The sequence below is a fragment of the Paraburkholderia diazotrophica genome (genome assembly GCF_900108945.1).
Taxonomy (GTDB): domain Bacteria; phylum Pseudomonadota; class Gammaproteobacteria; order Burkholderiales; family Burkholderiaceae; genus Paraburkholderia; species Paraburkholderia diazotrophica.
On record NZ_FNYE01000024.1, the window covers coordinates 102,442 to 125,228 of the forward strand.

General features: G+C 63.9%; 10 protein-coding genes and 1 pseudogene. 6 read left to right on the forward strand and 5 right to left on the reverse strand.

Features of this window, described 5'->3' with window-relative positions; all coding sequences use genetic code 11:
* Positions 1-30: 30 nt before the first annotated feature.
* From BMW76_RS26160 to BMW76_RS26170, 3 genes are all read left to right on the forward strand, one after another.
* Positions 31-11,739 carry an LWXIA domain-containing protein gene (locus BMW76_RS26160; RefSeq protein WP_143062331.1) on the forward strand — a complete coding sequence of 3,903 codons (11,709 nt, stop codon included), beginning with the start codon at positions 31-33 and terminating at the stop codon, positions 11,737-11,739.
* 240 nt (positions 11,740-11,979) lie between these two features.
* Entirely contained in the window at positions 11,980-13,497 is a 1,518-nt protein-coding gene (locus tag BMW76_RS26165; protein ID WP_177200501.1) for a sensor domain-containing diguanylate cyclase, read from the forward strand.
* A 377-nt stretch (positions 13,498-13,874) separates the two neighbouring features.
* Entirely contained in the window at positions 13,875-14,180 is a 306-nt protein-coding gene (locus BMW76_RS26170) for a DUF4148 domain-containing protein (protein ID WP_090870469.1), read from the forward strand.
* Positions 14,181-14,193: 13 nt separating this feature from the next.
* Here the strand turns inward: BMW76_RS26170 and BMW76_RS26175 are convergent, their stop codons facing one another.
* Positions 14,194-14,787: a CDP-alcohol phosphatidyltransferase family protein gene (locus tag BMW76_RS26175; protein ID WP_177200502.1), complete on the reverse strand. Its 594-nt coding sequence runs from the start codon at positions 14,785-14,787 to the stop codon at positions 14,194-14,196.
* A 53-nt stretch (positions 14,788-14,840) separates the two neighbouring features.
* Positions 14,841-15,752: a LysR substrate-binding domain-containing protein gene (locus tag BMW76_RS26180; RefSeq protein WP_090870473.1), complete on the reverse strand. Its 912-nt coding sequence runs from the start codon at positions 15,750-15,752 to the stop codon at positions 14,841-14,843.
* A 121-nt stretch (positions 15,753-15,873) separates the two neighbouring features.
* On the opposite strand from BMW76_RS26180, the gene BMW76_RS26185 reads away from it, so the two are divergent.
* The gene (locus BMW76_RS26185) at positions 15,874-16,521 is read left to right on the forward strand and encodes an FMN-dependent NADH-azoreductase (protein ID WP_090870475.1); all 648 of its coding nucleotides are present in this window, start codon (positions 15,874-15,876) and stop codon (positions 16,519-16,521) included.
* Positions 16,522-16,604: 83 nt separating this feature from the next.
* Here BMW76_RS26185 and BMW76_RS26190 read toward each other — a convergent pair whose 3' ends face one another.
* The 3 genes from BMW76_RS26190 to BMW76_RS26200 form a co-directional block, all read right to left on the reverse strand.
* Positions 16,605-17,984 carry an MFS transporter gene (locus BMW76_RS26190; RefSeq protein ID WP_090870478.1) on the reverse strand — a complete coding sequence of 460 codons (1,380 nt, stop codon included), beginning with the start codon at positions 17,982-17,984 and terminating at the stop codon, positions 16,605-16,607.
* A 303-nt stretch (positions 17,985-18,287) separates the two neighbouring features.
* Positions 18,288-19,553, reverse strand: coding sequence for a leucine-rich repeat domain-containing protein (locus BMW76_RS26195; RefSeq protein WP_090870480.1), 1,266 nt, complete (start codon positions 19,551-19,553; stop codon positions 18,288-18,290).
* 89 nt (positions 19,554-19,642) lie between these two features.
* Positions 19,643-20,605, reverse strand: coding sequence for a substrate-binding domain-containing protein (locus BMW76_RS26200; protein WP_090870482.1), 963 nt, complete (start codon positions 20,603-20,605; stop codon positions 19,643-19,645).
* Positions 20,606-20,818: 213 nt separating this feature from the next.
* Here BMW76_RS26200 and BMW76_RS26205 point away from each other — a divergent pair, with 213 nt between their 5' ends.
* Both BMW76_RS26205 and BMW76_RS26210 read left to right on the forward strand, forming a co-directional pair.
* Positions 20,819-21,031, forward strand: a complete 213-nt coding sequence (locus BMW76_RS26205) for a hypothetical protein (protein ID WP_090870484.1) — start codon at positions 20,819-20,821, stop codon at positions 21,029-21,031.
* A 1,097-nt stretch (positions 21,032-22,128) separates the two neighbouring features.
* Positions 22,129-22,787, forward strand: a pseudogene (locus tag BMW76_RS26210) (hypothetical protein); the annotation flags it as partial.

The following is a 22,787-nucleotide window of genomic DNA, read 5'->3' on the forward strand; positions in this document are numbered from 1 at the left end:
CGCGCGCGGGCCCGTCGCACGGAGACTTGCATGCTCAAAATCGATGGCATCGGCATGGGCGTCAACTGGATGCAATTCCTCGACGCAACACTCGCGAAGCCCAAGCCGCAACCGCCGCAGACGGTCAATCCGCCGAATACGCAACGTCCTCCCGCCGCGCCGCAGATCACCGTGCAGGTCAACGCGAATACGGACCCGTCGAAGCCGACCAGCGGGGAAATCAACGATGCGACGACGTTGATCCAGAGGCTCGCCGCGCAATACCGTCCGCCGCCGCCCGACATCACCGTCGACGATCCGACCACGAAGGCCGCGCAGTCCGCGATTCAGGATGCGCAGACGAAGTACGACAACGCCGCCACCGACGAGCAGCAGAAGTACACGACCCTCACCGGTCTGCAAGGCGACCCGACGGCCAGCCAGGCGTCGATCAACAAGGGGCAGACCGATTACGACAACGCGCACAAGGCGACCACGACGGCGGGACGCGAACTCGAAGTCACGACGGACGCGGGCTACATGATCGCCTATGCGCAGCAGGCGGACGCGGACAAGAGCGCCGTCGCGCCCGCGAAAAGCAATTACGACGCGGCGACGGCCGCGATGCAGAAAGCGATGCCGGGCTTCGACCCAAAGAATCCGCCGTCGGCGAGCGACTTCAAGACGCCCGAGCAACTGGGCGCTTATGACAAGTGGCAGAAGGCGTCGGCGGCATACAGCCAGGCGCAAGGCCGCGAAAGCGCTGACATCGCGAACTCGAATCTGGCCTACGCGCAATTGCAGTCGCACGCATCCGACAAGGACTACAGCGGCGCGATGGACAGCGGCCTCGCGAACCTGAACAACAAGCTCGCGCCGCTCGGCCTTGAAGTCAACGCGCCGCCGCCCGTCGACGCGAAGACGGCCGACACCAACCTCAGCAACGCAGCCGACGATGCAAACTACGCGAACGCATGCCTCAGCGCGGCAAGCGACGCGTCGCATCTTGCCGACGTGCAGCAGACCTACGATGCCGTATCCGGCAAGTTCGGCCCCACGGTGATGAACACGACGGTTGCGGCGCAACAGACGCTGCTGACGCGCGCGCAGACGAATGCGCAAACGAGCGGCGCCTATCTGCAGATGCTGTACGACCAGCGCGCGGCCGATTCCGCGCAGTCCGACTACGACGCCGCGCAGCAGGCGTCGCGCGCTGCATATGCGGCGAATCCGCATCTGCATAACCTGCAACCCGACGGCGACCCCACGCTCAACGATGCAGGCAACAAGCTGTATCAGGCGCAAACGCAGGCGAGCATTTCGCACGACAGCTTCGTCGCCGCGTATGGCCAGTCGCTCGCCGGGCAATACGGCGACGCCGCGAACGGGATGCAGAACCAGTACGACCATCGGACGATGTGCGTCGCGAACGATCCGTTGCCGCTCGAAATCAAGGGCGTGAAGACGATCGCATCGGCGGTGCAGGTAGCAGACAAACGGCTGACGGACGCCGTCTCCGATCGCGCGACGCAGTTCCAGTTGACGCTCGCGCAGGACGCGCTCGGCAAGGCCAACGACACGCTGCAACTCGCGCAGATCCAGTACGACGGATGGAACCAGACGCACGGCGGCGGCACGCAGCAGACGCCGCTCTCGCCGCTCCTCAACGTGCCGCAGCAAACGGCCGCGCCCGCCAACGTATCGCTCGACGTGCAGGTGCCGTGTCAGATCAACCCGTATTCGAAGCAGCTTGCCGACGCACGCACCGCAGTGACAAACGCGAACAATCGCGTGAACCAGTTGTCGCTGATGTCGGAGGGCACGCATCAGCAGGTGCTGTTCGACAAGTTCCAGGCGGGCCTTGCCGACAATCTGCTGAACCCCGTCACCGATTCCGACAAGGCCGATTACGCGAAGGCGCTCGATCAGTTCTACGCGTCGCATCGCAGCGAGATGTCTCACTCGATGCTCGACCAGATGAGCGCCGCCACCAACAAGGGCGCCGCGTACGACTTCAGCAAGATGAACCCCGATGCGCAGCGCAATCTGATCGGACAGGCGCTCGGCCTGCCGACGATGAAGAGTCCGCCCGCGCATGGCGTGCAGTACGACGGCGATGCGCTCAAGACCATCGACTCCGTCTACAACGAGATTCACAAGTACGGCGGCGACGACGCGCAGGTGAGCGTGCTGCCGATGGTCTACGCACAAAAGGACGCGGGCGTCGTGCAGACGGCGCTCTTCAAGGTCACGCCGAAAGGCGGCGGCGACACGCACTATATCGACGATACGGGCGCGCAATATTCGAGCGTTGACAACTACATCGAGCACAACCATCTGTCGTCGGATGGCACTGTCGATATCGCGACGGGCTACGACCACGGCACGCTTCAGGTGAAGCAGAGCGAAGCGCATCACGACAGTTTCCTGCAAAGCGCGCTGCACACGATCGGCGCGAGCAACGTGAATCTCGGCACGCTGATCGGCGGCGTCGTGCTCGACGTGGCGGGCGGCATACTCGATGCGACGGGCGTCGCTGCGCCGCTCGGCGTTGCGCTCGACGTCGTCGGCACGGACATGATCATCGGCGCGACGGCGGGCGCCGCCGCCAACGCAGGCTACGATCTCGCCGACCGCGCGTATCACGATCAGACGATCAGCCCGCTCGACGCGGGCGCGCGCGCCGACTACATCAATCTCGTGCCGCTCGGCGCGGCGGGCGCGGCGAAGGCAGTGCCCGAACTGGTGGGCACGAAGCTGTTCTCGAAGGCGGTGACGACGGTCGGCCTCGACGCCGACAAGACGGCGAGCGTGCTTACCAAAGGCACGAACGTCACGGCCAGGGTGACGGCATTCGGCGGCGCGATCGAAGCGGGCGGCCAGCTCGCCTACGACAGCTTCACCGGCAAAGGCAACATCTCGCGCGACGTGTCGTCGCTCGTGATGAACGTCGCGCTGCTCAAGGGCCACGACGTGCTGAAGGCGACGTCGACGGGCGCCGTGCGCAAGTTCTCGCAATTCGCCGCGCGCGGCACCGACGGCTCGACGATGTCGCTTGACGGCCAGCAGGTCGGCGTCGCGCGCGTCGCGGCGCGCACCGACGCGCTGACGCTCGATCGCGCGCCGGCGACGCTCGACGGTCATCGGGTGACGGTTGCGCGAGACGGCACGCTGATGGCGGGCAACCGCGTGCTGACCTACGAAGGCTTACCCGTGCGCGTGCTCAATCGCGGCAACGCGGCGGGCAACACGGGTCGCGCGGCGCAGACGGGCAGCGGCGCGGTGCTCGACAGCGACGGCAGCATCTCGATTCTCGATCACAATCCGGGCAATCTGGTACGCCGGCCATCGCTGAAGAGCTACGAAACGAATGAACGCGTCACAGTCGACGAGGACGGTCAGTTGTCGTTGTCGGATCGGCTATCGCTCAGTCATCCTGATGAAGTCGCATCGCCGAAAGACGCGGCGAACAAGGTCGCGCAGATCGCGGGCCGCAACCCGGATCAATCGTCGAACGACGATCCCGCGACGGCGCCCGATGAAACGGCACATCCCGTGACGCCGCAAGCAGGCGCAAGCAAGGACGCAAGCGCGGCCTCGGGCACGCCGGAACCTGTCGCGCGGCCGCGCAACGACAGCGTCGATGCGCAGACGGTGCAGAGCGCCGCCGCGACGGCGCGCAACACGAGCAGCGCATCGGCGGGCGCGGGCGACCGGGTTCGCGAGCGCAGCCGGCAAGACGCGAGCGAAGCCGATGTCGCGATGCGGACGGACCGCCGCAGCCGTGCCGCCAGCGCGGCGGCCTGGCGACGTGTCGATGACCCGCTCACGCGCGGCAACGCCGACGAAGCGCAGACGCCGACGACGTTCCGGCAGCGCGTCGTCTGGTCGGTGCTCAACGAGGGCGACGTGTCCCCCAAGCCTGTTAACAGCAACGGCCTGGGCATTGCGACCGGCCGGCCTCAGATGCCCACGCCAGTGATCGAGCAGACGGAGATGGGCAATCGCACGCTGTATGTCGTGCGTCACACACTGAGCGAACCCGCCGCGCCTTCGATGAAGCCCAACGATCTCGCTCCATCAGCCGATAAAGCGCGCGCCGCGCCGCTGCCGCAAGCTGTCAGCCAGTCCGCGTCGCAGGACGAGCCGATCGTCGTACTCGATGACGGCAAGACAGCCACGCGCGCGCCGCAGTTCACGAACGGACTCAAGCAGCCCGCGATCGTCGCCGCGACTGCGCGTGCGGGAACGCAGCCGGAAGCGGACGGCGCGACTTCCGTCGATACGGCGCTAAGCACGCCTGCCGCTGCGTCGAGTTATGTGCGTCGCGCGAGCGGCCTGTATGTGATCGATGCGAACGTCGGCGCGGATGAGGCCGTGCCCAGTGCGCACGAAACAGAAGCGCCGCCGCGAGCGGGCGTATATGTGGCGCGGCAGCCATCGCATGCGGAAGAGACGAACGAAGCCCCGGGCGCGCGCGAGAGCAAGGCGCGGTCGAATGCCGTCGACGAAGACAGCCTCGTGTTCGCGCATCCGCAGATCGAAGTCGACGCGCCCGCCGATGCGTCCCAGCCCGGTTTCTTCGCGCGTCTGCAGATGCGCTTCGGCGGCGCGCCGTTGCCGAACGAAGTCAGCGCGCTGGCGCAGCAGTCAGGCACGCTCGCGCAACAGTTGCGCATGCTGAACGACAGCGGCTGGCGGGTAAAAGTGGGGCGCGCAGGCCGCGGCAGCCGCGTCGATACGCAGCGGAGGCGCGTCATGCTCGATGGCGGGCTGCGCGACGCGGGCAGCATGACGTATGCGCTCGCGCACGAGGCGAAGCATGCCGTCGAGTCGATCCAGGGACAAACGGACCTCGACTACAGCGCACGCAGCCGCTTTACGCGCAAGGCGCTCGAAGCCGAAGCGCGCGCGCAGATCAATGCATTCGAAGCGCGCTACGAGATCAATCTGCTGGGCGGCGGCGATATCGCGCGAAACGTGCGCCTGCCCCAGATGATCCAGCGCGAAGCCGATGCGTGGACGCCGCAGAACGATTACGCGCGCACGGTTGCGCGTCTTGCGGACGCGTTCGGCGCGTCGCCCGTGTCGGGTGGCGACGGCATCACGTACGCCGAGTTCTACGGCAACGCATACGATCGCGCGGCTCGCTCGACGGACAACGCACGCAACGTTCAGCAGGCAGCGCGCACGATGCCCGCGCCGCATACGCCTGACGCAGGCGATGCGCGCAACGTGCCGCCCGAGGGCCTGCCGTTGCCGACGGACTTTCGCGAGCTGATGGCGTTGCGCGACACGCGAGACGCGAACCTGAATCGCGCAGTCGGCGATGCGCCGCTCAAGGGCGCAGTGAAGTTGCCGGACGAACTCGTCGACGTGCTGGTCACGGGATCGCCGCATGAACTGGCGCTGCACGACGGTCTCTTCGAAGACTGGGTAATGGAAGATCAGCCCGCGATCATCGTGCCCATCGTGCGTCCGAATGCGCACGGCTTCGAGCGCGCGCAGGCCGTCGCCGATATTACGGGCAGCTACGTGCTGACGCCGCGCCCCGAAGCGCCCGCCGAGTGGGCGACGCTCGCGCCGCGCCGCATCGACACGGGGCTCGACGGCCCCGTCGAGTTCGACGCGGACACCAGCGCCTTCCACGTGACGCACGCCGACGGCACGCGTTCGCCGATCGACCCGCATGCGCATCTGGGCATGTTGCTCGGCGCGGGCGGCGAGAAGACGGCGCTGCGACTCGGCGACAAGACGGTCGTCGTGTACCGCGAGATCGGCGATCACGTGATGCAGACGGGCAGCAGCGACCGGTCCTCGGATGCGCCGACGCGCGATTCGCCCGAACGCATGATTGCGCTCACCGATCAGCTGAAGTCGCTCGGCGCGCCGCATCTCGCGAAGATTCACGGCGTCACGCAGATTCACGGCCTGTCCGCGTTGGTGATGGACACGTACCGCGCGTCGGACCGGGCGCTGACCACGGCTGCGCTCAAAGCGCCGCGCGGCGGCTACATCTCCGTGTACGACACGAGCCTTTTCACGCAGCGAAGCATCGACAGCCTGAGCGCGACGCGCAACTGGCTCGTCGAGCGCAACATCGAGATCAAGGATCTGCAATTCCTTGTGCGCGCCGACGGCACGTTCGATCTCGCGGACGCGCAAGCCGTCACGCCCGGAACGCCGCCCACGCCGCAGAGCCTCGCGAGAATCGATCAGCTGGTCGGGCTTGCGCGCGCGCGAGTCGAGCGTCGGCAGCAGGACGAGCAGACGCCTTCCGTGCAAACGAAGCCGCAACGCGGCGCGAGCGGCGACGATATCGAACTCGCGCATCCCGAAGCCGAAGAAGTCATGCAGCCCGACGCGTTCGCGCAGAAGCCGGCGCTGATCACGCGCGTGCGCATGTGCTTCGGCGGCGCGCCGCTTCCGAAGGAGGCGCTCGATCTCGCTGGCCATTCGGATCTGCTGAGCGAGCAGATGCGGCTCTGGAAGCAGGCGGGCTGGAAGGCGGTGCGCGGACGCCCGGGCGAGGGCAGCCGCGTCGATGGCGGGCGCAAGCGCATTGTGATCGACGGCAAGTTCCAGCAGGCGGGCGCGATGGTCTACGCGCTCGCGCATGAAGCGGGCCATGCGACGGATCTCATCGAGGGCAGGACGGGCCTCGATATCGGCAGCGTCGATGCTTATGTCGACAGCGCGCTCGCCGGTGAAGCGCGCGCGCAGTTGAACGCGTTCACTGTGCGCGATCAGATCAAGGCTGCGTCGCCCGGCAACGTCGACATCGGCGCGCAACTGAAACTGCCCGATGCGATCGAGCAGACATACGGCCGTGTGAGCGCGAACGACACGGCATCGATGCAACGGCTCGCGGATGCGTTCGGCAGCGTCAAGCCGTCGTTGCCTGGCCATGCGGACTATCGGCAGCTGTACGAAGCGCAAGCGCGCAGCCTGAACGCGGGCAACGCGCCCGGCAGTGGCGCTTCGGCAGGCAGCAGCGCGGCGCCTCATGCGCAAGCCGGTTCGACGGCTGCGCCTGCCCACTCGACGGCAGCCGCCGTGCCCGCGCAACGCTTGACCGACTTGGCGGGCGCATGGCTCCATACGAATGGACTGCGCAAGCTGACGCGCATCGACGGCTCGCATGTTCCGCAACTCAACGGACTCGAGCACGAAGCGGGGCGCAGCGCGTATGTGCTGATCGCGAGAAAGACCACACGGCCGGCGGACGATGGCGAACACGTTCAGCCCGAGTTTCTCGCCGAAATGAAAACCGATGCGCACGGCAAGCTCGGCGCGCCCACGACGCTGCCCGGCAAAAGGCTCAGCGCATCCACGCTCAAGAAGCTCTTGCGCGCCGGGGGCGCCGGGCGCAACGAACGCGCGCGCTATGACTTTTATGTGTCGCCCGTGTCGGCGCAAACGCTGGCGCGCTTTGGCGGCGCGTCGGAGATTCAGGCGTCGAATACGCGGCAGACGTGGAAAGCCGCACACGGCAACGGTGCGATCGACCAGCAGGTGATCGACGACATCGCCGCGCTCGCCGATGCGCACAAGGCCGCCTTCAAGCGTCCAATGCGCGCCGCCGAAGCCGCGAAGGCGGACACGCAGCAGACCATCTACGCGACCGAAGAGAAAACGGGCAAGGTGCTCGGCTACGCAACGCTCAAATCCGATGCGGAAGTGGCGCAAGGACTCGTCGCCACGGCGGCGTCGCTTGAGCCGAACTGGCGCTATCACGAGAAAACGCCGCTCGGCGATACCGAGATCGCGCCGCACGATCTGAGCGACGCGTTCCGGCGCCGAGCGAAAGGGATTCCGGTGAACCGCGCGGGACGGCGCGGCGTGAAGTTCATCGTCAGCGCGCTGGAACCGTCGCGCGTCGACAGTCTGGGCGGCTTTCCGGGCAAGGATGCTGCAAAGGCCGCCGCCGATGGCAAGACGATTGACACCGACAAGCGGCCGCGCATGAAGCTGGGCGACGTCGGCCAGCGCGGCATGGAAGGCGGCACGAAGCTCGCGGTGAACGCGCCGCTTCATGTCGGCAGAGCGGCGCGCAAGGCCGTCGCGTTGCTGCGCCGTCAGCAGGCGGCGACGCAAGCCGTCAATCAGGCCGTGACCCGTGCCGCCGCCCGTTCCGCGCGGGACGATGCGCTGCTTGCGCCGAATCTGCTGCCCGCGAAAGACAAGCCGCTCGAAGCAACCGATTTCAGCGGACAGAACGCGCTGCATCTGCAACGCGCATTCGACAGCAACGCGCTCGACGCGGATCACCACGTGTACGTGTACGACACCGACGGTCCGCTCGTGAAGGCGCTGACCCGGCCCATCGGCGTGATCGCGAGGCGCGGGGAGTCGCTGCAGTGGTTCAACGAGTTGCGCAAGGCAAACAATCCGGATGCGCGCGGCGTGCCCGTCGACCAGATGCCGATCGGCCGTGGACGCTATGGCGCGAACATTCATTTCCTCGTGACGAACCTGAAGCCCGAGCGGTTCTTCGAGCACGTCGGCGCGACGCAGCTCGAAGCGGCGCGCACGCGCAAGGCGGAGTTCGAGGCGCAGTTGAAGGCGCGCCGGATTAATGGCACGAGCGGCGCGAGTGGTACGAGCGGTGCAAGGGCGCGTTCATTGCAAGCCGTGTCGCAACGCCTGCGGCAGGGCATCGAAGAGGCGAGGAACGAGATCGATCATTTCAACCCGCAACGCCGCGTGAGCGTCGCGTGGAAATCGGGGAAATCGTTCAGAGCGTTCGCGCAATCGGCCGATGCGCTCGACATCCAGCCGTATCAGCCAGGCCTCGCGAGTACCACGGTGGCCGAGTCGAATCTGCGGCACGGCTCGTCCGATGCGAAGAAATGGTTCGCGACGCACGCGCTCGTCAAGGCGTACAACGAGCGACGCTCGCTGCCCGACGAGCGCCGCCTGAAGCTCACGGGCGCCGCGCAGACGGTGATGGTCGACAGCAAGCTGTGGACGTCGCTTGGCAATGCGCTGTACGTCGCGCGCGAAGTGACGACGATGCCGTTTCGCAGCGTGCCGATGCTCGGCGCAAGGCTCGGGCGGCGCTTCAGCGTCGCGCAAGTCGCGAACGGACGCATGATCCAGTTGTTCGTGCGCCTCGCGCCGGAGTTGCAGCGGCGTCTTGCGCCGATGTCGCGTGCGTACTCGCTGCGCGACGATCCGAAGCTGTTTACCGCGCAAGTGAAGCGTTATGGCGGCGTGATGCCGATCGTGTCGCTGGTCGTCGATCCGCATTCGCTCGCGGCGGCGCTCGGCAAGAGCCACGACCGCGAATTCCTGAAGGACGTGAAAGCGCTCGGCGATCAGCAGCATGCGACGTACGACGCCGAACGCAACGTGATCGAGCCCGCGCCCGATTCGGACGGCAAGGCGCTCGCGCTGGACGAGTTGCAGCATTTGCATGGCTGGCTCGACGAGGCGTCGAAAGCGGGCTTTGCGATCCGGCTGGAGACGGCGCCTTCGCGCGCGCTCGTCGCAAAGGGCGACCGGCGCTTCCAGGCGGGCACCGACGACACCTATCACGAATACGTGCGCACTTTCGGTGCGCTCGAACAGTGGGCGATCGATCATCCCGACAGCAACGCGCCGACCGTGATGGTGACGTTCCACGGCTGGGATGCCGTGCCCGAATCGGTGCCGGGCTCGGGCCAGGTCAAGCTGCTGAGGGCGGTGCTCGAACGCGGCGCGCTCGACTGGGTGCACATGGGGTTGTCGTATGGCACGCACGGGGCCGACTTCATCGCCAACCAGGATCTGACGACGTCGCTCGCGCGGACGATCGTCGATTACGCGCGCCGCGCGCCCGACAGGCTCACGCGGCTGCATGGCGCCGATGCGCTCACGCGCGTGTTCGAGCGCGTCGACGAGCAGACGCTTGCCGATCAGCAGGAACTGCTGTTCGCGGAGGTCGCGCGCCTGGGCCGCGCCGAGGGCATGACGCCGGAAGCAATCGATGCGCTGCGCAGCCAGCTATGCGAAGGCAATACGACGGCGCTGCTGAACCGCGCGCGCAAGGCCACGATCGATTTCGCGTCGCCCGACTGGCGAGCGGCCGATCGCGCGAGCATGACGCAGCGCCTCGCGCGCGATTTCGCAAAGGATTGGAACGACGAGGTCGGCGTGCATCTGAATCTCGCGCCCGTGAAGACGAAGCCGGCGCCGGCTTCAGGCGCCGTATCCGATCCCGTCGAATACTGGCGAGACGAAGTCGTCGGCGATCCGGCGTTGCGCAACGACGGCACGAAGCCGATCAGCGCAAGCCGCAAGACGGCGGCGCAACTGACGGCCGAGCCGATCGATCCACAGGACCGTGCAAGCGCGGAGTTGCATGCGCTGCGCGTGCACGGCCGATATGGCGGGCGCAAGGGGCTGATCCAGACGGGCGCGCTGGTCGGCGCGGGCTTGCCTTCGCTGGGCGTGCTCGGCGGCAACGCGCTGCATCTGCTGAAGACGTTCGGCAGCGAAGGGCTGCACCAGACGACGACGTCGCTGCTCGCGGGCGCGCGGGGCGGACGCGTGTTCCAGGCGCTGCATCAGGGGGCCGTCGAAAGCCTGAAGAACGGCGATCCGCGCGTGTTCGACGCCGTCGTCGACCGGCTCGAACGCGGCTTGCGCAGGCAGCTCGGCCCGAACGAGATCAGCAAGCAGCGCGTCGAGCAGCTTGCGCTGCTGGCGAAAGAGGGCAAGGTCAAGGCGGGCCAGCTGCGCGCGATGCAGCGGACGGGCATGCTGACCTTCGAGGAAGCCCATGCGCATACGAAGGCAATCGCGACCGACATGCTCGCGCAGATGCAGGGCGTAGTGGGCGGCACGTCGCTGAAGGGCCTGCATCGCGGCAGCCCGCGCCATCACTTCGGCCTGTTGGGCCGTGGCGCGGCCGTTATCAGCTACGGCGCGACGATGGCGACGAACGTCGCGACCTTCGTCGCACACCCGGCGCTAGCACCGTTGCTGACGTCGATCGGCGCGGGCCTCACGGCGACTTATACGGGCATCGTGTACTTCAACAGCGCGTACCACGTGAATGCGGAGAAGCGCTTCCGCTCGACGCGCTTCGCGCAGGCAGCGGGCGATTACGTCGCGACGGCGGCGGGCTTCGCGAGCGGAATAGCGCAACTGGGCAGCGGACACCCTTGGCTGGGCAGCATCGCGATCACGTCGGCGACGATACTCGGCGCGGGCCGACTGCATACGCAATTCCCCAACGCGACGCCCGGCATGGACCGCTTCCCGACGATGCTGGCGCTCGTGCCCGTCGGCATTTTTACGGGGACGCTGATCCAGAGCTTCTTCAGCGGCGGTTCGAGCAGCAACCAGGATAAGCAGAATCACGCGGGCGCGAATCTCAACGGCAATGCGCCGCAGCCAGGCGTGACGGGTACGCCGGGCGTTGGCGCGAAACAGGCGCCCGTCACGCCGACGCCGCCTGCGCAAACGCAGACACAACTGCCCACGCAGCCGCCCACGCAGACGCCTTCAGCACAGCCGTCCACGGGCCAGCCGAAGAACACGGCGCCGACCCCGAAAGCGTATTTCGTGGTCGAGAACGATTCGCTGTGGGTCATCGCCGGGCGCAACCGGGAGTCGCTGCTCGACGCCGCGCACGTGGCGCGCGACGACCAGCGTCATATGACGCACGGCGAGCAGGACGTCGCCGCGTACAACGAGATCCTGCAACTGAATCCGCAAGTCGCGAAGCATCCGACGCAGATCCGTCCGGGCGAGAAGATCATCGTCGGATAGCGCGGATTTCATTTTCATTGCATACGAAACGGTTTCGCCCCTTCGCTCACGCGAAGGGGCTTTTGTTTTCGTGAGCTGTCGTTTTGTAAGGAGAAGAACAAACGGTCCATAAACAGGTAATAATCAAGAATTGCGAATTCGTGCCGTTAACACAGAGATCAAAGGCAAAAAAGCGAAGGCAGAAAGCGAAGCATGCCTACCGTGAGCCGGAGTTCGACATTCTTGACCACGGCCCCTCCCATGTCAGAGAGACCTTCCCTGTTCGATCCGTTCCTGGCGACGCCAGCGCATGGAAAGTGCGTCATCAGCCCATCGATCCGCGCGTCGTTGCTCTCGACGCTGTTCGATAACGTCTGGCCGCTGTTCCTTTCCGGCATCGCGAGCGTGTTCGTCGCGCTGGTCGCGTTCGTCCGTCTGCGCGAGCCGTGGACGGTGGCGTGGCTCGTCGCCGATATCGGGCTGCTGCTCACGCGCCTCGGCATCGTGCGTCTTTATCTGGTGCGTAGCCGCGCGGGCGTCGTGCATCCGGCGGCGTGGGCGACGCGCTATGCGCCCGTCGGCCTCGTCGCGTGCCTCGTGTTCGGTCTGGGCACGATGGCGTGCGTGATGTCGACGGACAGGCAGCTTGCGTTGCTGGCCATCATGGTGACGGCTGGCATTCTCGGCGGGATCGCTTCACGAAACGCGGCACTGCCGAGGCTCGCCATCGCGCAGATCTGCCTGGGCGCGATTCCGATCGGCGTCGGCGCGCTTTTCGCCGCGAAGAGCGGCCTGTGGATTCTGATCCCGCCGCTCGTTGCGTATATCGGCGCGATGGTGTCGGTGGTCGGTCGGCATTACGAGGGCCTCGTCGCGCTGATGACGGCCGAGCAGCGGCACGCCGAGCTGGCGGCCCGCTTCGATGCCGCCCTGGCGCACATGCCGCATGGCCTGTGCACGATCGATTCCAACGGCAAGGTCATCATCGCGAATCGCCGGACGGCGGAGCTTTTCGGCGCGACTGTCGAAACGCTCAAGCTCAATGTGCCGCTGCCCGAGTTCATCGGCCAGGTGGGGCTTTCGCAGTTCGGCGAAACGCTGCGCAAGCAACTGGTCGAACGATGCGCCACATGGCTGTCCGACGAGGGCCGGCCGCTCGATCTCGAACTGCAAGACGGCCGCCAGCTCGAAATGACCCGCAACCCGGTGCCCGACGGCAGCGCCGTCATCATCATCGAGGACGTCACGAAACGGCGCGAGAGCGAGGCGCAAATCCTGCATCTGGCGCGGCACGATTCGCTTACCGGCCTGCCGAACCGGCGTGAATTGCGCGATCGGCTGGAGCGCATTCTTGCCTCTGCGCCGAAGCGCAAAGAGGCCGCCATCGCGATGATGTATCTCGATCTCGACGGCTTCAAGCAGGTCAACGACCGGCTCGGCCATTGCGCGGGAGATGAAGTGCTGGAGACGGTGGCATCGCGCCTGACACGCACGCTGCGCCCTGGCGAACTGGTCGCGCGCCTGGGCGGCGACGAATTCGCGATCATCGCGGACTACGCAACGCTGCCTTCCATCGTCGCCCTCGCGCAACGTGTGATCCGCGAGATTGCAATGCCGTATCACCTGTCGACGGGTGAAGCGATCAGCATCGGCACCAGCATCGGCATTGCGCTCGCGGCCAACGACGAGTCCGTCGACGGCCTGATCCGGCGCGCGGACGAGGCGCTGTACAACGCCAAGCAGGCGGGCAGAGGGACCTATCGGGTCTCGAACGGCTGACGCCCATTTACTCCACGGCTTTTTCGACGATCCCTTTCTTCGCACTCCCGCCCGAAAAGACAAGCGCGCTTGCGCAGTTGCGCCAGCAACGTCTGTCCGGCAGATGACAGAATTGTCATCGACTGGTCAGTCTTTGGTCAGCGCCGAATGACGACAATCAATCACGCGAGTCATTCACTGCTTTTGAACACGCAGTGGATGAACGCAATTCGATGGCGCGACTAAGGCAGTTTTAAGTCAAGCGCCCTAATCTGAACTGGAACAGCACGACAGACTCCGGCGCCTTATGTAGTTTGAATGTCGTCCTTTGAATGACGAAGCGATGGTTGCCGGGCCCATTGCATGTTTCAGATTCGCAAGCTCAAAAGGAGAGCGTGATGAAAGCTTCACTCACTGTTTCTTTGATTGTCGCCGCGCTGGCTATTCCCGCGATGTCGTATGCGCAGTCCGCGCAGTCCACTCAGGCCCCGGTCACGCGCAGCGAAGTCAACGCGCAGATCGTTCAGGCCGAGAAGGACGGCACGCTGCATCAATCGAAAGTGCACTATCCCGACTATGCGGCGGCCCAGACGGGCACCGCGCGCGAGTCAACGGAAGCGTATGGGACGATGCCCATGAACTTCTCGCAATCGGGCGCGCCTTCGAATGTCACGGCTGGCACGTCGTTGTTCTCGCATCATTGACGAAGCGACGCTGTTAAGGCTTTGGAATCCGGATCCGGCTGATCATCAACGATCCCGAGATGCCAAAGACGAGCGTCAACGGATGCAGCACGTGCCCCGCGATACGCCATTCGCCTAGCCACAGTTGCGCGCCGAGCGCTTCTTGCCATGCAGCGACGGTGAGCAGCAGAACGATGGCAAACGAGGTCGGAATAGGCGTGCCTTCGAAGTGCGTGACCTTGCCGGTGCCGGCCGACATGGCATCGGCGGTCACGTTGTAGCGCGCAAGCCGCGACACGCCGCATGCAACGAAGTACGCGAGCAGAAAGCGGTCGTAAAGACCGCGCATGCCGCATCCATAGCCGATCACGGCAGGCGCGACGCCGAATGAAATTACGTCGGCAAGCGAATCGAGTTCCTTGCCGAGCAGCGAAGACGTTTGACGCCAGCGCGCAATGCGTCCGTCGAGCACATCGAAAACGAGTGCGGCGAACACCAGCGCGCACGCGAAGTAGATATGCATGACGTCGGCGCTGCCGATGTAGCTCATCATCGAAAACAGCGCACCTGTGCCGCAGATCGCATTGCCGAGCGTGAACCAGTCGGCGAGATGAAACTCGCGAATCATCGAGAATCGCTTCTTGCCGGGCGTGGTGTGGTCGAGCGGTGAACGTGGCAACGTCATTCTCCTTGTGGTTGTCCGCTGTCGGGTGCAAGGCGCGTGCCTTGCGCGAATGACGCTTCGCCTTTGTGCGCGAATGCGAGTGCGATCGCATTGCCCAGTTCGTCGGCGACGGGCGCTGAGGGTCCTGCCGCCGCGAACAGCGTGAACTCCACATCGGGCAGCGCGGGCAAGCCCGCATCGGGCGCAACGACGTGCAAGCCGTGCACGAGCTGCGTATGCGGAATCGGCGTCACGGCGAAGCCAGCTTGCGCGGCGGCCAGCAGACCGGAACCGCTCGAACAGACCAGCGCGATCCGATGATCGAGGCCCGCGCGAGCGAGCGCGGCCAATGCGGCCTCGCGATACGGACATGGCTCAGGGAACAGCGCGAGCGGCACGGGCGCGCCGCGCGTCAGCGATGCCCACTGCGCGCCCGCCCACACGAGCGGCTCGCGCCACAGCACGCGTCCGCGACGCGCATCCGCGCAGCGCCCGCCGATCACGACATCGAGTTCGCGCTGGTCCATCGCGTGAAGCAGTTCGGCCGGGATGCCGACTCTCGCGCTGAACGTGATGCGCGGATAGCGCACCGCAAAGCTCTGCATCACGTTCATCAGCCTGACATTGGCGAGATCTTCGGAGAGCCCGACACGGATCGCGCCCTCGCTAGGCCCGCGAAAGAGCTGCGCCTGCGCATCCTGATTGAGCGCGAGGATCGCGCGCGCGTAGCCCAACAGCAGCTCGCCGTCCGCCGTCAGCGTGACGGAGCGCGTGGTGCGCGAAAGCAGATCGCGGCCGATCTGCTTTTCGAGGCGGCGCAGATGCGCGCTGACGGCCGATTGCGTGAGGTTGAGTCGCGTGGCGGCATGCGTGAAGCCGCCTTCCTGGACGACGGCCACGAATGAGCGCAGCAGGACGGTATCGAACATCGGCGCTATCTCCGATTCAGTGCGATCCAGACTGAATAGGCCAATAATACTTCGTTTATATTTTGCGGTGAAATATGTTGTGATGAAGGCCGGTCAATACACTGGACACAGGAGCCCTCCGATGCCGACCTTGCTGCATATCGAATCGTCGCCGCGCAAGACGCGGTCTGCGTCGCTCGACGTTGCGCGCGCGTATCTCGACGCCTGGCGCGAAGCGCATCCCGATCATCGGATCGACGTGCTCGATCTGTGGTCGACGGCATTGCCGGAATTCGACGGCGATGCGCTCGATGCGAAGTATGCGGACCTGAGCGGCACCCCGCTCAGCGATGCTCAGGCGCGCGCATGGGCGGATATCCGTCAGCTAGCCCAGCGCCTGCATGCAGCCGATACGCTGCTCTTCTCTGTGCCGCTGTGGAATTTTTCGATCCCATACAAGCTGAAGCATTTTATCGATGTCGTGTCGCAGCGAGGCATTCTGTTCTCGTTCGATGAACGAGGCTTCGGCGGTTTGTTGAAGGACAAGAAGGCCGTCGTGATCTATGCAAGAGGGCTCGACTATTCGAAGCAGTCGAGCACGCCCGCCGAATCGTTCGATTTTCAGCGGCCGTATGTGGAAGCGTGGCTGCGTTTCGTCGGCGTCACCGATATCGAATCGATTGTCGTCGAGAAGACGCTGTTCGGCGCCGAAGTGGATCACGCGGCGAGACAGGCTGCGCGTGAGCAGGCGGTGGCACTGGCGTCTGCCGAATTAGCGCATCGTCGATAGCGATTCGCTGATAACCGCGCGCACAAATGAAAAACGGGCGCTGCTGCGCCCGTCGTTCGACTTCGTGCATCAAGCGCGTGAGATCAGCGCTTGTTTCCCGGCAACGTCTGGCCGCGCAGCGAGCAGCCCTTGGTCTCGATCACGAACAGCAACGCAATCGCACCGACCACACATGCACCCATCATGTAATACGCGGGGACGAGCGCGCTGCCCGTCTTGTCCACGAGCCAGTCGCTGATGATCGGCGCGGTGCCGCCGAAGATCGACGTCGACAGGTTGTACGCGATGGCCATGCCTGCATAGCGGACGTGAGTCGGGAACATCGCCGGGAACATCGCGGAGATGGTCGCGAGTTGCGGCACGTACAGCAGGCCCAGCACCGCAAAGCCGATCAGCGCGCCTGCAACGCCGTGCGTCATCAGCGTGAACATCGGCACGGCCGCGACGAACAGGCCGACGAGCGAGAACCACCACATCGTCTTGCGTCCGAAGCGGTCGGACAGCGAACCCGCGAACGGGAGAAACGCCATCATCGTGAGCATGCCGATCAGGGGAATCAGCAACGACATGTTCTCGCTGACGCCCAACTGCTTGTGCATGAACGTCGGCATATACGCGAGCAGCACGTAGTTCACGACATTGAGCGCGACGACGAGTCCGCCGAGCAGGAACAGCGGCTTGCTGTATTGAACGAAGAGCGTCTTCAGCGGGACGGATTGCTCGTTCTTCTTGTGCGCCTGCTCTTCCAGCTCGCGAAACACGGGCGTTTCTTCGAGGCGCGAGCGCAGATAGCAGCCGACGAGGCCGAGCGGCGCGGCCACGAGGAACGGCAGACGCCAGCCCCATGAGTGCATCGCCTGATCGCCGAGCACGAGCGAACAGCCGAGCATCAGCAGCGCGCCGAGCGAGAAGCCGGCCAGCGTCGCGAACTCGAGGAAGCTGCCGCAAAAGCCGCGCCGATCATCGGGTGCGTACTCGGCCATGAACGTCGCGGCGCCGCCATATTCGCCGCCCGTGGAGAAGCCTTGCAGCATTCTCAACACGATCAGCGCAGCGGGCGCGAGCCAACCGATCGACGAATAAGACGGAATCACGCCGACGAGCAGCGTCGCACCGGACATCAACAGCACGGTCAGCGCGAGCACGCGCTTGCGTCCCAGACGGTCGCCGAGCGGGCCCCAGAAGAGGCCGCCGAGCGGACGGATCAGAAACGAAATGGCAAACGTGCCGAGAGCGAACAGAGTCGCGCTTGCGGCGCTGCCAGGAAAGAGCGCTGCTGAAATATACGCGAGGCCATACGCATAGATGCCGTAATCGAACCACTCGGTTGCATTGCCGAGTGCGGCGGCGGTGATGGCTCGCTTCAGCAGGTTTGACGCGTCACTTGCGCGTTCACGTTGATCGGCTTCGTCCCGGAAGGACGGGGCGGCGGGTGTGGCATTCCAGGGTTGCGCGTAACGCATTGGCTTCCTCGCTTAGCTGCGGCCCGTCGGGTCGCTGATGTGATCTAAGGTAACGTCGCCAGATATATTTCCTTTTGTCATAGGACGATGTTCGTATTGGGGATTTCCCCTGTATCGTCGACTCTCGAATGCGCGTCCCTGGGCCTGCGCGCAAGGCGCATCAAGGGAAAGCGGGTGGGGGACATGCGTGCGCGGACGTCCGCGAGAAGCGGCTGTCGCGCGGTGTAAAGAGTATGTAATGAGGTAGGAATGAGCCGCGCGCTTCGACGTCGAACGTTTAGACGCTGAGCGCGGACGGAACGATCACCAGACGACGCGTGTCTTCGGCAGCGCCGATTTGATCTCGTCGACGTTTCGTGCTCTGGTGCCGTAGAGCACGACTTCGCGCAAACCGGTCAGGCCTTTGAGCACGTCGACGTCATCGACGGGCGTATTCGCGAGATACAGTTCCCGCAGACTGGTCATGCCTTTCAGCGCGTCGATGCTGCGAACCCGCGTGCGGAAGAGATTCAGCGATTGAAGCTCTTTCAAGCCGCCGAGCGCGTCGATATTGTCGATCGTTGTATCCGCAAGGTTAAGCCGTTGCAGCTTATGCAGATCCTTGAGCGCATCGATGCGGGTGACTTGAGTGCGTGCAAGAACGAGCGTGTCCAACTGGGTCAGTCCGCGTATCGCATCGATGTTCTCGACCCTTGAGCCGTCGAGCACCAGCGTTTTCAGCGACGGCGTTCCCTTCAATGCGTCGATGTTGCGCACGGGCGTGTTCGCGAGATAGAGCGCTTGCAGTTCGCGCAGTTTCTTCAACGCACCGATGCTCTCGACCTGCGTCTCGTTGAGGTCGAGCGTCTTCAAGGTAGTCAACTGGCCAAGCGGATCGATGTCACGGACGTTTCTTGCGCCGCCCAGCTTGAGCGTTTCCAGATGAGGCAAGTCTTCGAGCGGATCGAGATCGCGAACTTGCGTGTCCCGCAGATCGAGCAGTTGCAGATCGGTGAGAGGCTTCAATGCATCGAGATTCGCAACACGCGTGTCCCACAGACTGAGCGATTGCAGTCCCGTTAATTCCTTTAGTGCATCAATGTTCTCGACTTCCGTCCGGTGAAGCACGAGCCGTTTCAGTGAACGCATTCCCTTTAGCGCATCGATGCGCCATACGGAGGTGCCCGTCAGGTCGAGCGATTCGAGCGTATCCAGTCCGTTCAATGAATCGATGCTGTCGACCTGCGCGCCGGCAAGATTCAGTTCGAGCCGGCGATCGAGTCCTTTCAGATGCGGCAGCGCTGTCGCAAGCTGCGATGTGGTCAGTGAAGGGCTCGCTCGCAATGCAAGGCATTCGGACCTGGGAACGGGAGCAGAACTGTTACTGTCGACGCAGGTGTCGATCGAGAATCCGAGGCCCGTCAACTCGCGCAGGTCGCGCTTTTCTCCCGAAGGCCTGAGGATCAGGAACACGATCACAAGCAGGAGCGCGATGCCGCCACCGATGATCCACGGCTTCGCCCGCGGCGGGACCAATGCGCGCAAGGCTTGGGCAGCCGGTTTCGAATCCTGGGTTGGCGTGTCGGGCATGGCGGCTCCGCTTGCTTTGTATTGCTCTCTTTATACACGAAGCGCGTGGCGACGATTTGGATCGCCGCGCCCGATTGCGTCGGCGTGATTCAGGCGTTGCCGCGCGTAACCAGCGCCACGGGTGTTTCTATGTATGCGGACAGGTCCTCCTGTCTGCGCTGTTGCAGCAACGCCTGCAACGCGACGTCGATGCCATACACGGCCTGCTTTGCGGCGAACTGGTCGACGGTCGCCAGCACGCTGCCGTTCTTCAGCAGCGGCTTGATCGCGGCGCTGTTGTTGTAGCCGGTGATCAATACGCTGCCTGTCTTGCGCGTGTCGCGAACCGCGTCGACGGCACCCATCGCCATGTTGTCGTTGCCGCACAGCAGCGCGCGTATGTCGGGCCTGCGCGCGAGTATTGCAGCAGCGGCTCGCTTGCCTTTCGCGTATTCCCAGTCGCCCGCTTCGACGGCAACGATGTCGACATGCGCAGCCTTCATTTCGTCCGTGAATCCCGTCGTGCGTTGTTGCGCGTTGCGGTCCGACGGCACGCCTTCGACGATTCCGACATGGTCGCCGCCATGCAGCTTTTGCGCGAGATAGTTGCCGATCAGTTTCGCTCCGCGGAGGTTGTCCGGTCCGACGAAAGGGATGCGCATGCCGTCGGCGTTCGATGCGTCAGGATCGAGAGGGTTGTCGATGGTCAGCGTGATGATGCCGCGCCTGATGCTTTCGTTCACGGCGGGGATCAACGCTTTCGAATGGGTCGGCGCCAGTACGATCGCGCTGACGCGTTGCGCGATAAGGTTCTCGACGATGCGTATCTGGCCTTCGACATCGGTCTCCGTCGCCGTGCCCTGCACGACGAGGTCGAATGGATAAGGGGAGTGCTTCTGGAATGCGCGGGCCGCATCGATCATCGACGACGTGAACGGGTCGGCAATCGACTTCAGCGCAAGGGCGATCGTGCCATTGCGGCTCGCGGCTTTTGATGATCTGGAAACGACAACAGTACCTATGGCGGCGAGCGCGCCCGCAACAATGAAACGACGGCGTTGTTGGTGAGGCATGACTGAACGAATGGAGGCGGCGGGGCGTTTGCGCGGGCGGGAATACGACAGTGTATGCCAGCAACGCGAGCGCGGGTATTACGGGGAATGCGAAGAGCTTCGCATGCGACAAAGTGCGCGTCGACAAGCTGTATCGAGCTTCTATTCTTCAAACATGACCCGCCACACACGATGTGCAGGCGCCGACTAGACATCAAGCCGATGGAGACAATCATGCTCAGTCCACACGAGATCGCAGCGCTCATGTTGATCGGCACGACGCGATATCCGGACGATCTGGACCGTGACGATCTTCACGCGTTGTGCGAGCGCCAGTTGGTTTCGCTGGAAAGACTCGCATCGGGTCATGCGCATCTGCATCTGACTGCCCGCGGATACTCGATACTCAGATCGATCGGCAAGAGGCACTGGAACGGCGGTTCGTGACAGCGGGCCGATCCGTTCAATCGACATTCGGGCGTATCACGTTGAAGCAATTCGTTTGGAATACGAAGCACGCCTGGAACTTCTATCGTCGTGTTTGCGTTGCTTGAATCGATTGCGAGGCGCGGATCGAGAGAATGAAAATGCGCGAATGAAAATTCCGGCCTATTTACGTAAATGATTGAAGTAAAATAATGCGCGGCATTTCAATCTGATCTACCGGCTTTATTAAATAATTACACTCGAAAAGGGGCTGAATCTATATTCGTATTAATATTATAAAAAGCCAGCTTGCGAAAAAAATATCCAGATCGATCATAGATATACCTTTTATCGGGCCTTCGTAGGCAGATCGCCCCCGGCTTCGGCCGATCAAGAAAATACCGGGCCGATTTTACCCCGTGCTATTGAGATTAGTCCTTTTCTGCATTTGCGCGGTTCACGTTTCAAGGATGAAACGTTTATAATTCGTCTGCCCAGAAAATCTTCTGTAATTAATACCGGATCAAGCATCAAGCCGCCATTCACGGGGTAATAATTGCTGGAGAGGGCGTGGCGCATAGCCAAGCATCACTTTGCCGTGAACAGCGGCGAAGAGGCGGTTCCTGAAGTTCTTGAAGTCCGGTTGTCAATTCCTGCCCGGTTCTCGTTTGCGAGAGGCCGACGCATGGATCTTGGCTGTTCAATCGCAGGATTGTGTCCAGTGTCGTTGAACCGATGAGGTTCGGCGATGGCATTGTTTTGCCCAAAGAAACGCGAAGTACTTTGCACGGCAATCAGTGATCCTAAATTTGCTGAAAAACGGCATCGCTGGATATTTTCCTGTCACAGAGCGGACGACGGACTTCATGAACTTCGTCGTAACGAAGTGCGCAACAAAAGCTGTAACGGGTGCAAGTTTGCGGGTTTGTTTGCGGTGCGTGTTCGTGCAGATGCGTGAAGACGCAACCGACACAAGCACAAGCGGATCAGGCAATGAACGCAGGCGATGCGTTCTCCGTTTCACTTCTCCTTCTATTCGATAACGCCAAGGCGGGACGACTCCGATCGATCTTGCTGGACCTTCGGGGACAACTGCTTTTCAGCGAAACATACGGACAATGATGAGATATTGGAAACTACTGGGGGTTGCGTCGGCAACCGTATTGGCCTCGTTCGGTGCGGAACACGTGCAGGCGCAGACGAAGACGATCACCGTCGCAGGCCAGCAATACACGCTGTGCGGACTGGAAAATGCCAACTGCTCGTTCCTCGGAACGGGCGCAGTCGTGTTCGGGACCGTGCCCCCCGACGCGCCGTCGGCGATGCTGACGGCGCCGCGTACTTTTAGCAACGGCGTCGGCTGCTATGTCGGCGCAGTTTCCCAGACGGACCCCGCGGTCGGCTACGACAAGGCGTGCTGGGTGCACGCTGTCGCGGCCACACCGGCACCGGCTCCTGCGCCCGCTCCGGCTCCGGCACCTGCGCCGGCACCGTCGCCGGCGCCGTCGGTGAAGCCTTCGCCGGCACCCGCGCCGGCTCCGGCACCGGCTCCGGCACCGGCACCGGCACCCGCGCCGGCTCCTGCGCCCACTCCGACGCCTACGCCTACGCCCACTCCGGCACCCGCTCCGTCGCCGTCCGGCAACTCGACGCTTTCGTGCGGCACGGCAACGCAACAGGCAGGCGGCACGGCGAACGGCCTGATCACGGCCGACACGCCGACGAGCGACGGCCTGCGCGTATTCCAGAACAACACGCCGTTCAAGCTCGCGATCAC

Coding starts and splice junctions, on each gene's coding strand:
- BMW76_RS26200 (WP_090870482.1), bottom strand. CDS start 20,605: ATGCCTCACCAACAACGCCGTCGTTTCATTGTTGCGGGCGCGCTCGCC.
- BMW76_RS26165 (WP_177200501.1), top strand. CDS start 11,980: ATGTCAGAGAGACCTTCCCTGTTCGATCCGTTCCTGGCGACGCCAGCG.
- BMW76_RS26175 (WP_177200502.1), bottom strand. CDS start 14,787: ATGATTCGCGAGTTTCATCTCGCCGACTGGTTCACGCTCGGCAATGCG.
- BMW76_RS26180 (WP_090870473.1), bottom strand. CDS start 15,752: ATGTTCGATACCGTCCTGCTGCGCTCATTCGTGGCCGTCGTCCAGGAA.
- BMW76_RS26170 (WP_090870469.1), top strand. CDS start 13,875: ATGAAAGCTTCACTCACTGTTTCTTTGATTGTCGCCGCGCTGGCTATT.
- BMW76_RS26190 (WP_090870478.1), bottom strand. CDS start 17,984: ATGCGTTACGCGCAACCCTGGAATGCCACACCCGCCGCCCCGTCCTTC.
- BMW76_RS26205 (WP_090870484.1), top strand. CDS start 20,819: ATGCTCAGTCCACACGAGATCGCAGCGCTCATGTTGATCGGCACGACG.
- BMW76_RS26195 (WP_090870480.1), bottom strand. CDS start 19,553: ATGCCCGACACGCCAACCCAGGATTCGAAACCGGCTGCCCAAGCCTTG.
- BMW76_RS26160 (WP_143062331.1), top strand. CDS start 31: ATGCTCAAAATCGATGGCATCGGCATGGGCGTCAACTGGATGCAATTC.
- BMW76_RS26185 (WP_090870475.1), top strand. CDS start 15,874: ATGCCGACCTTGCTGCATATCGAATCGTCGCCGCGCAAGACGCGGTCT.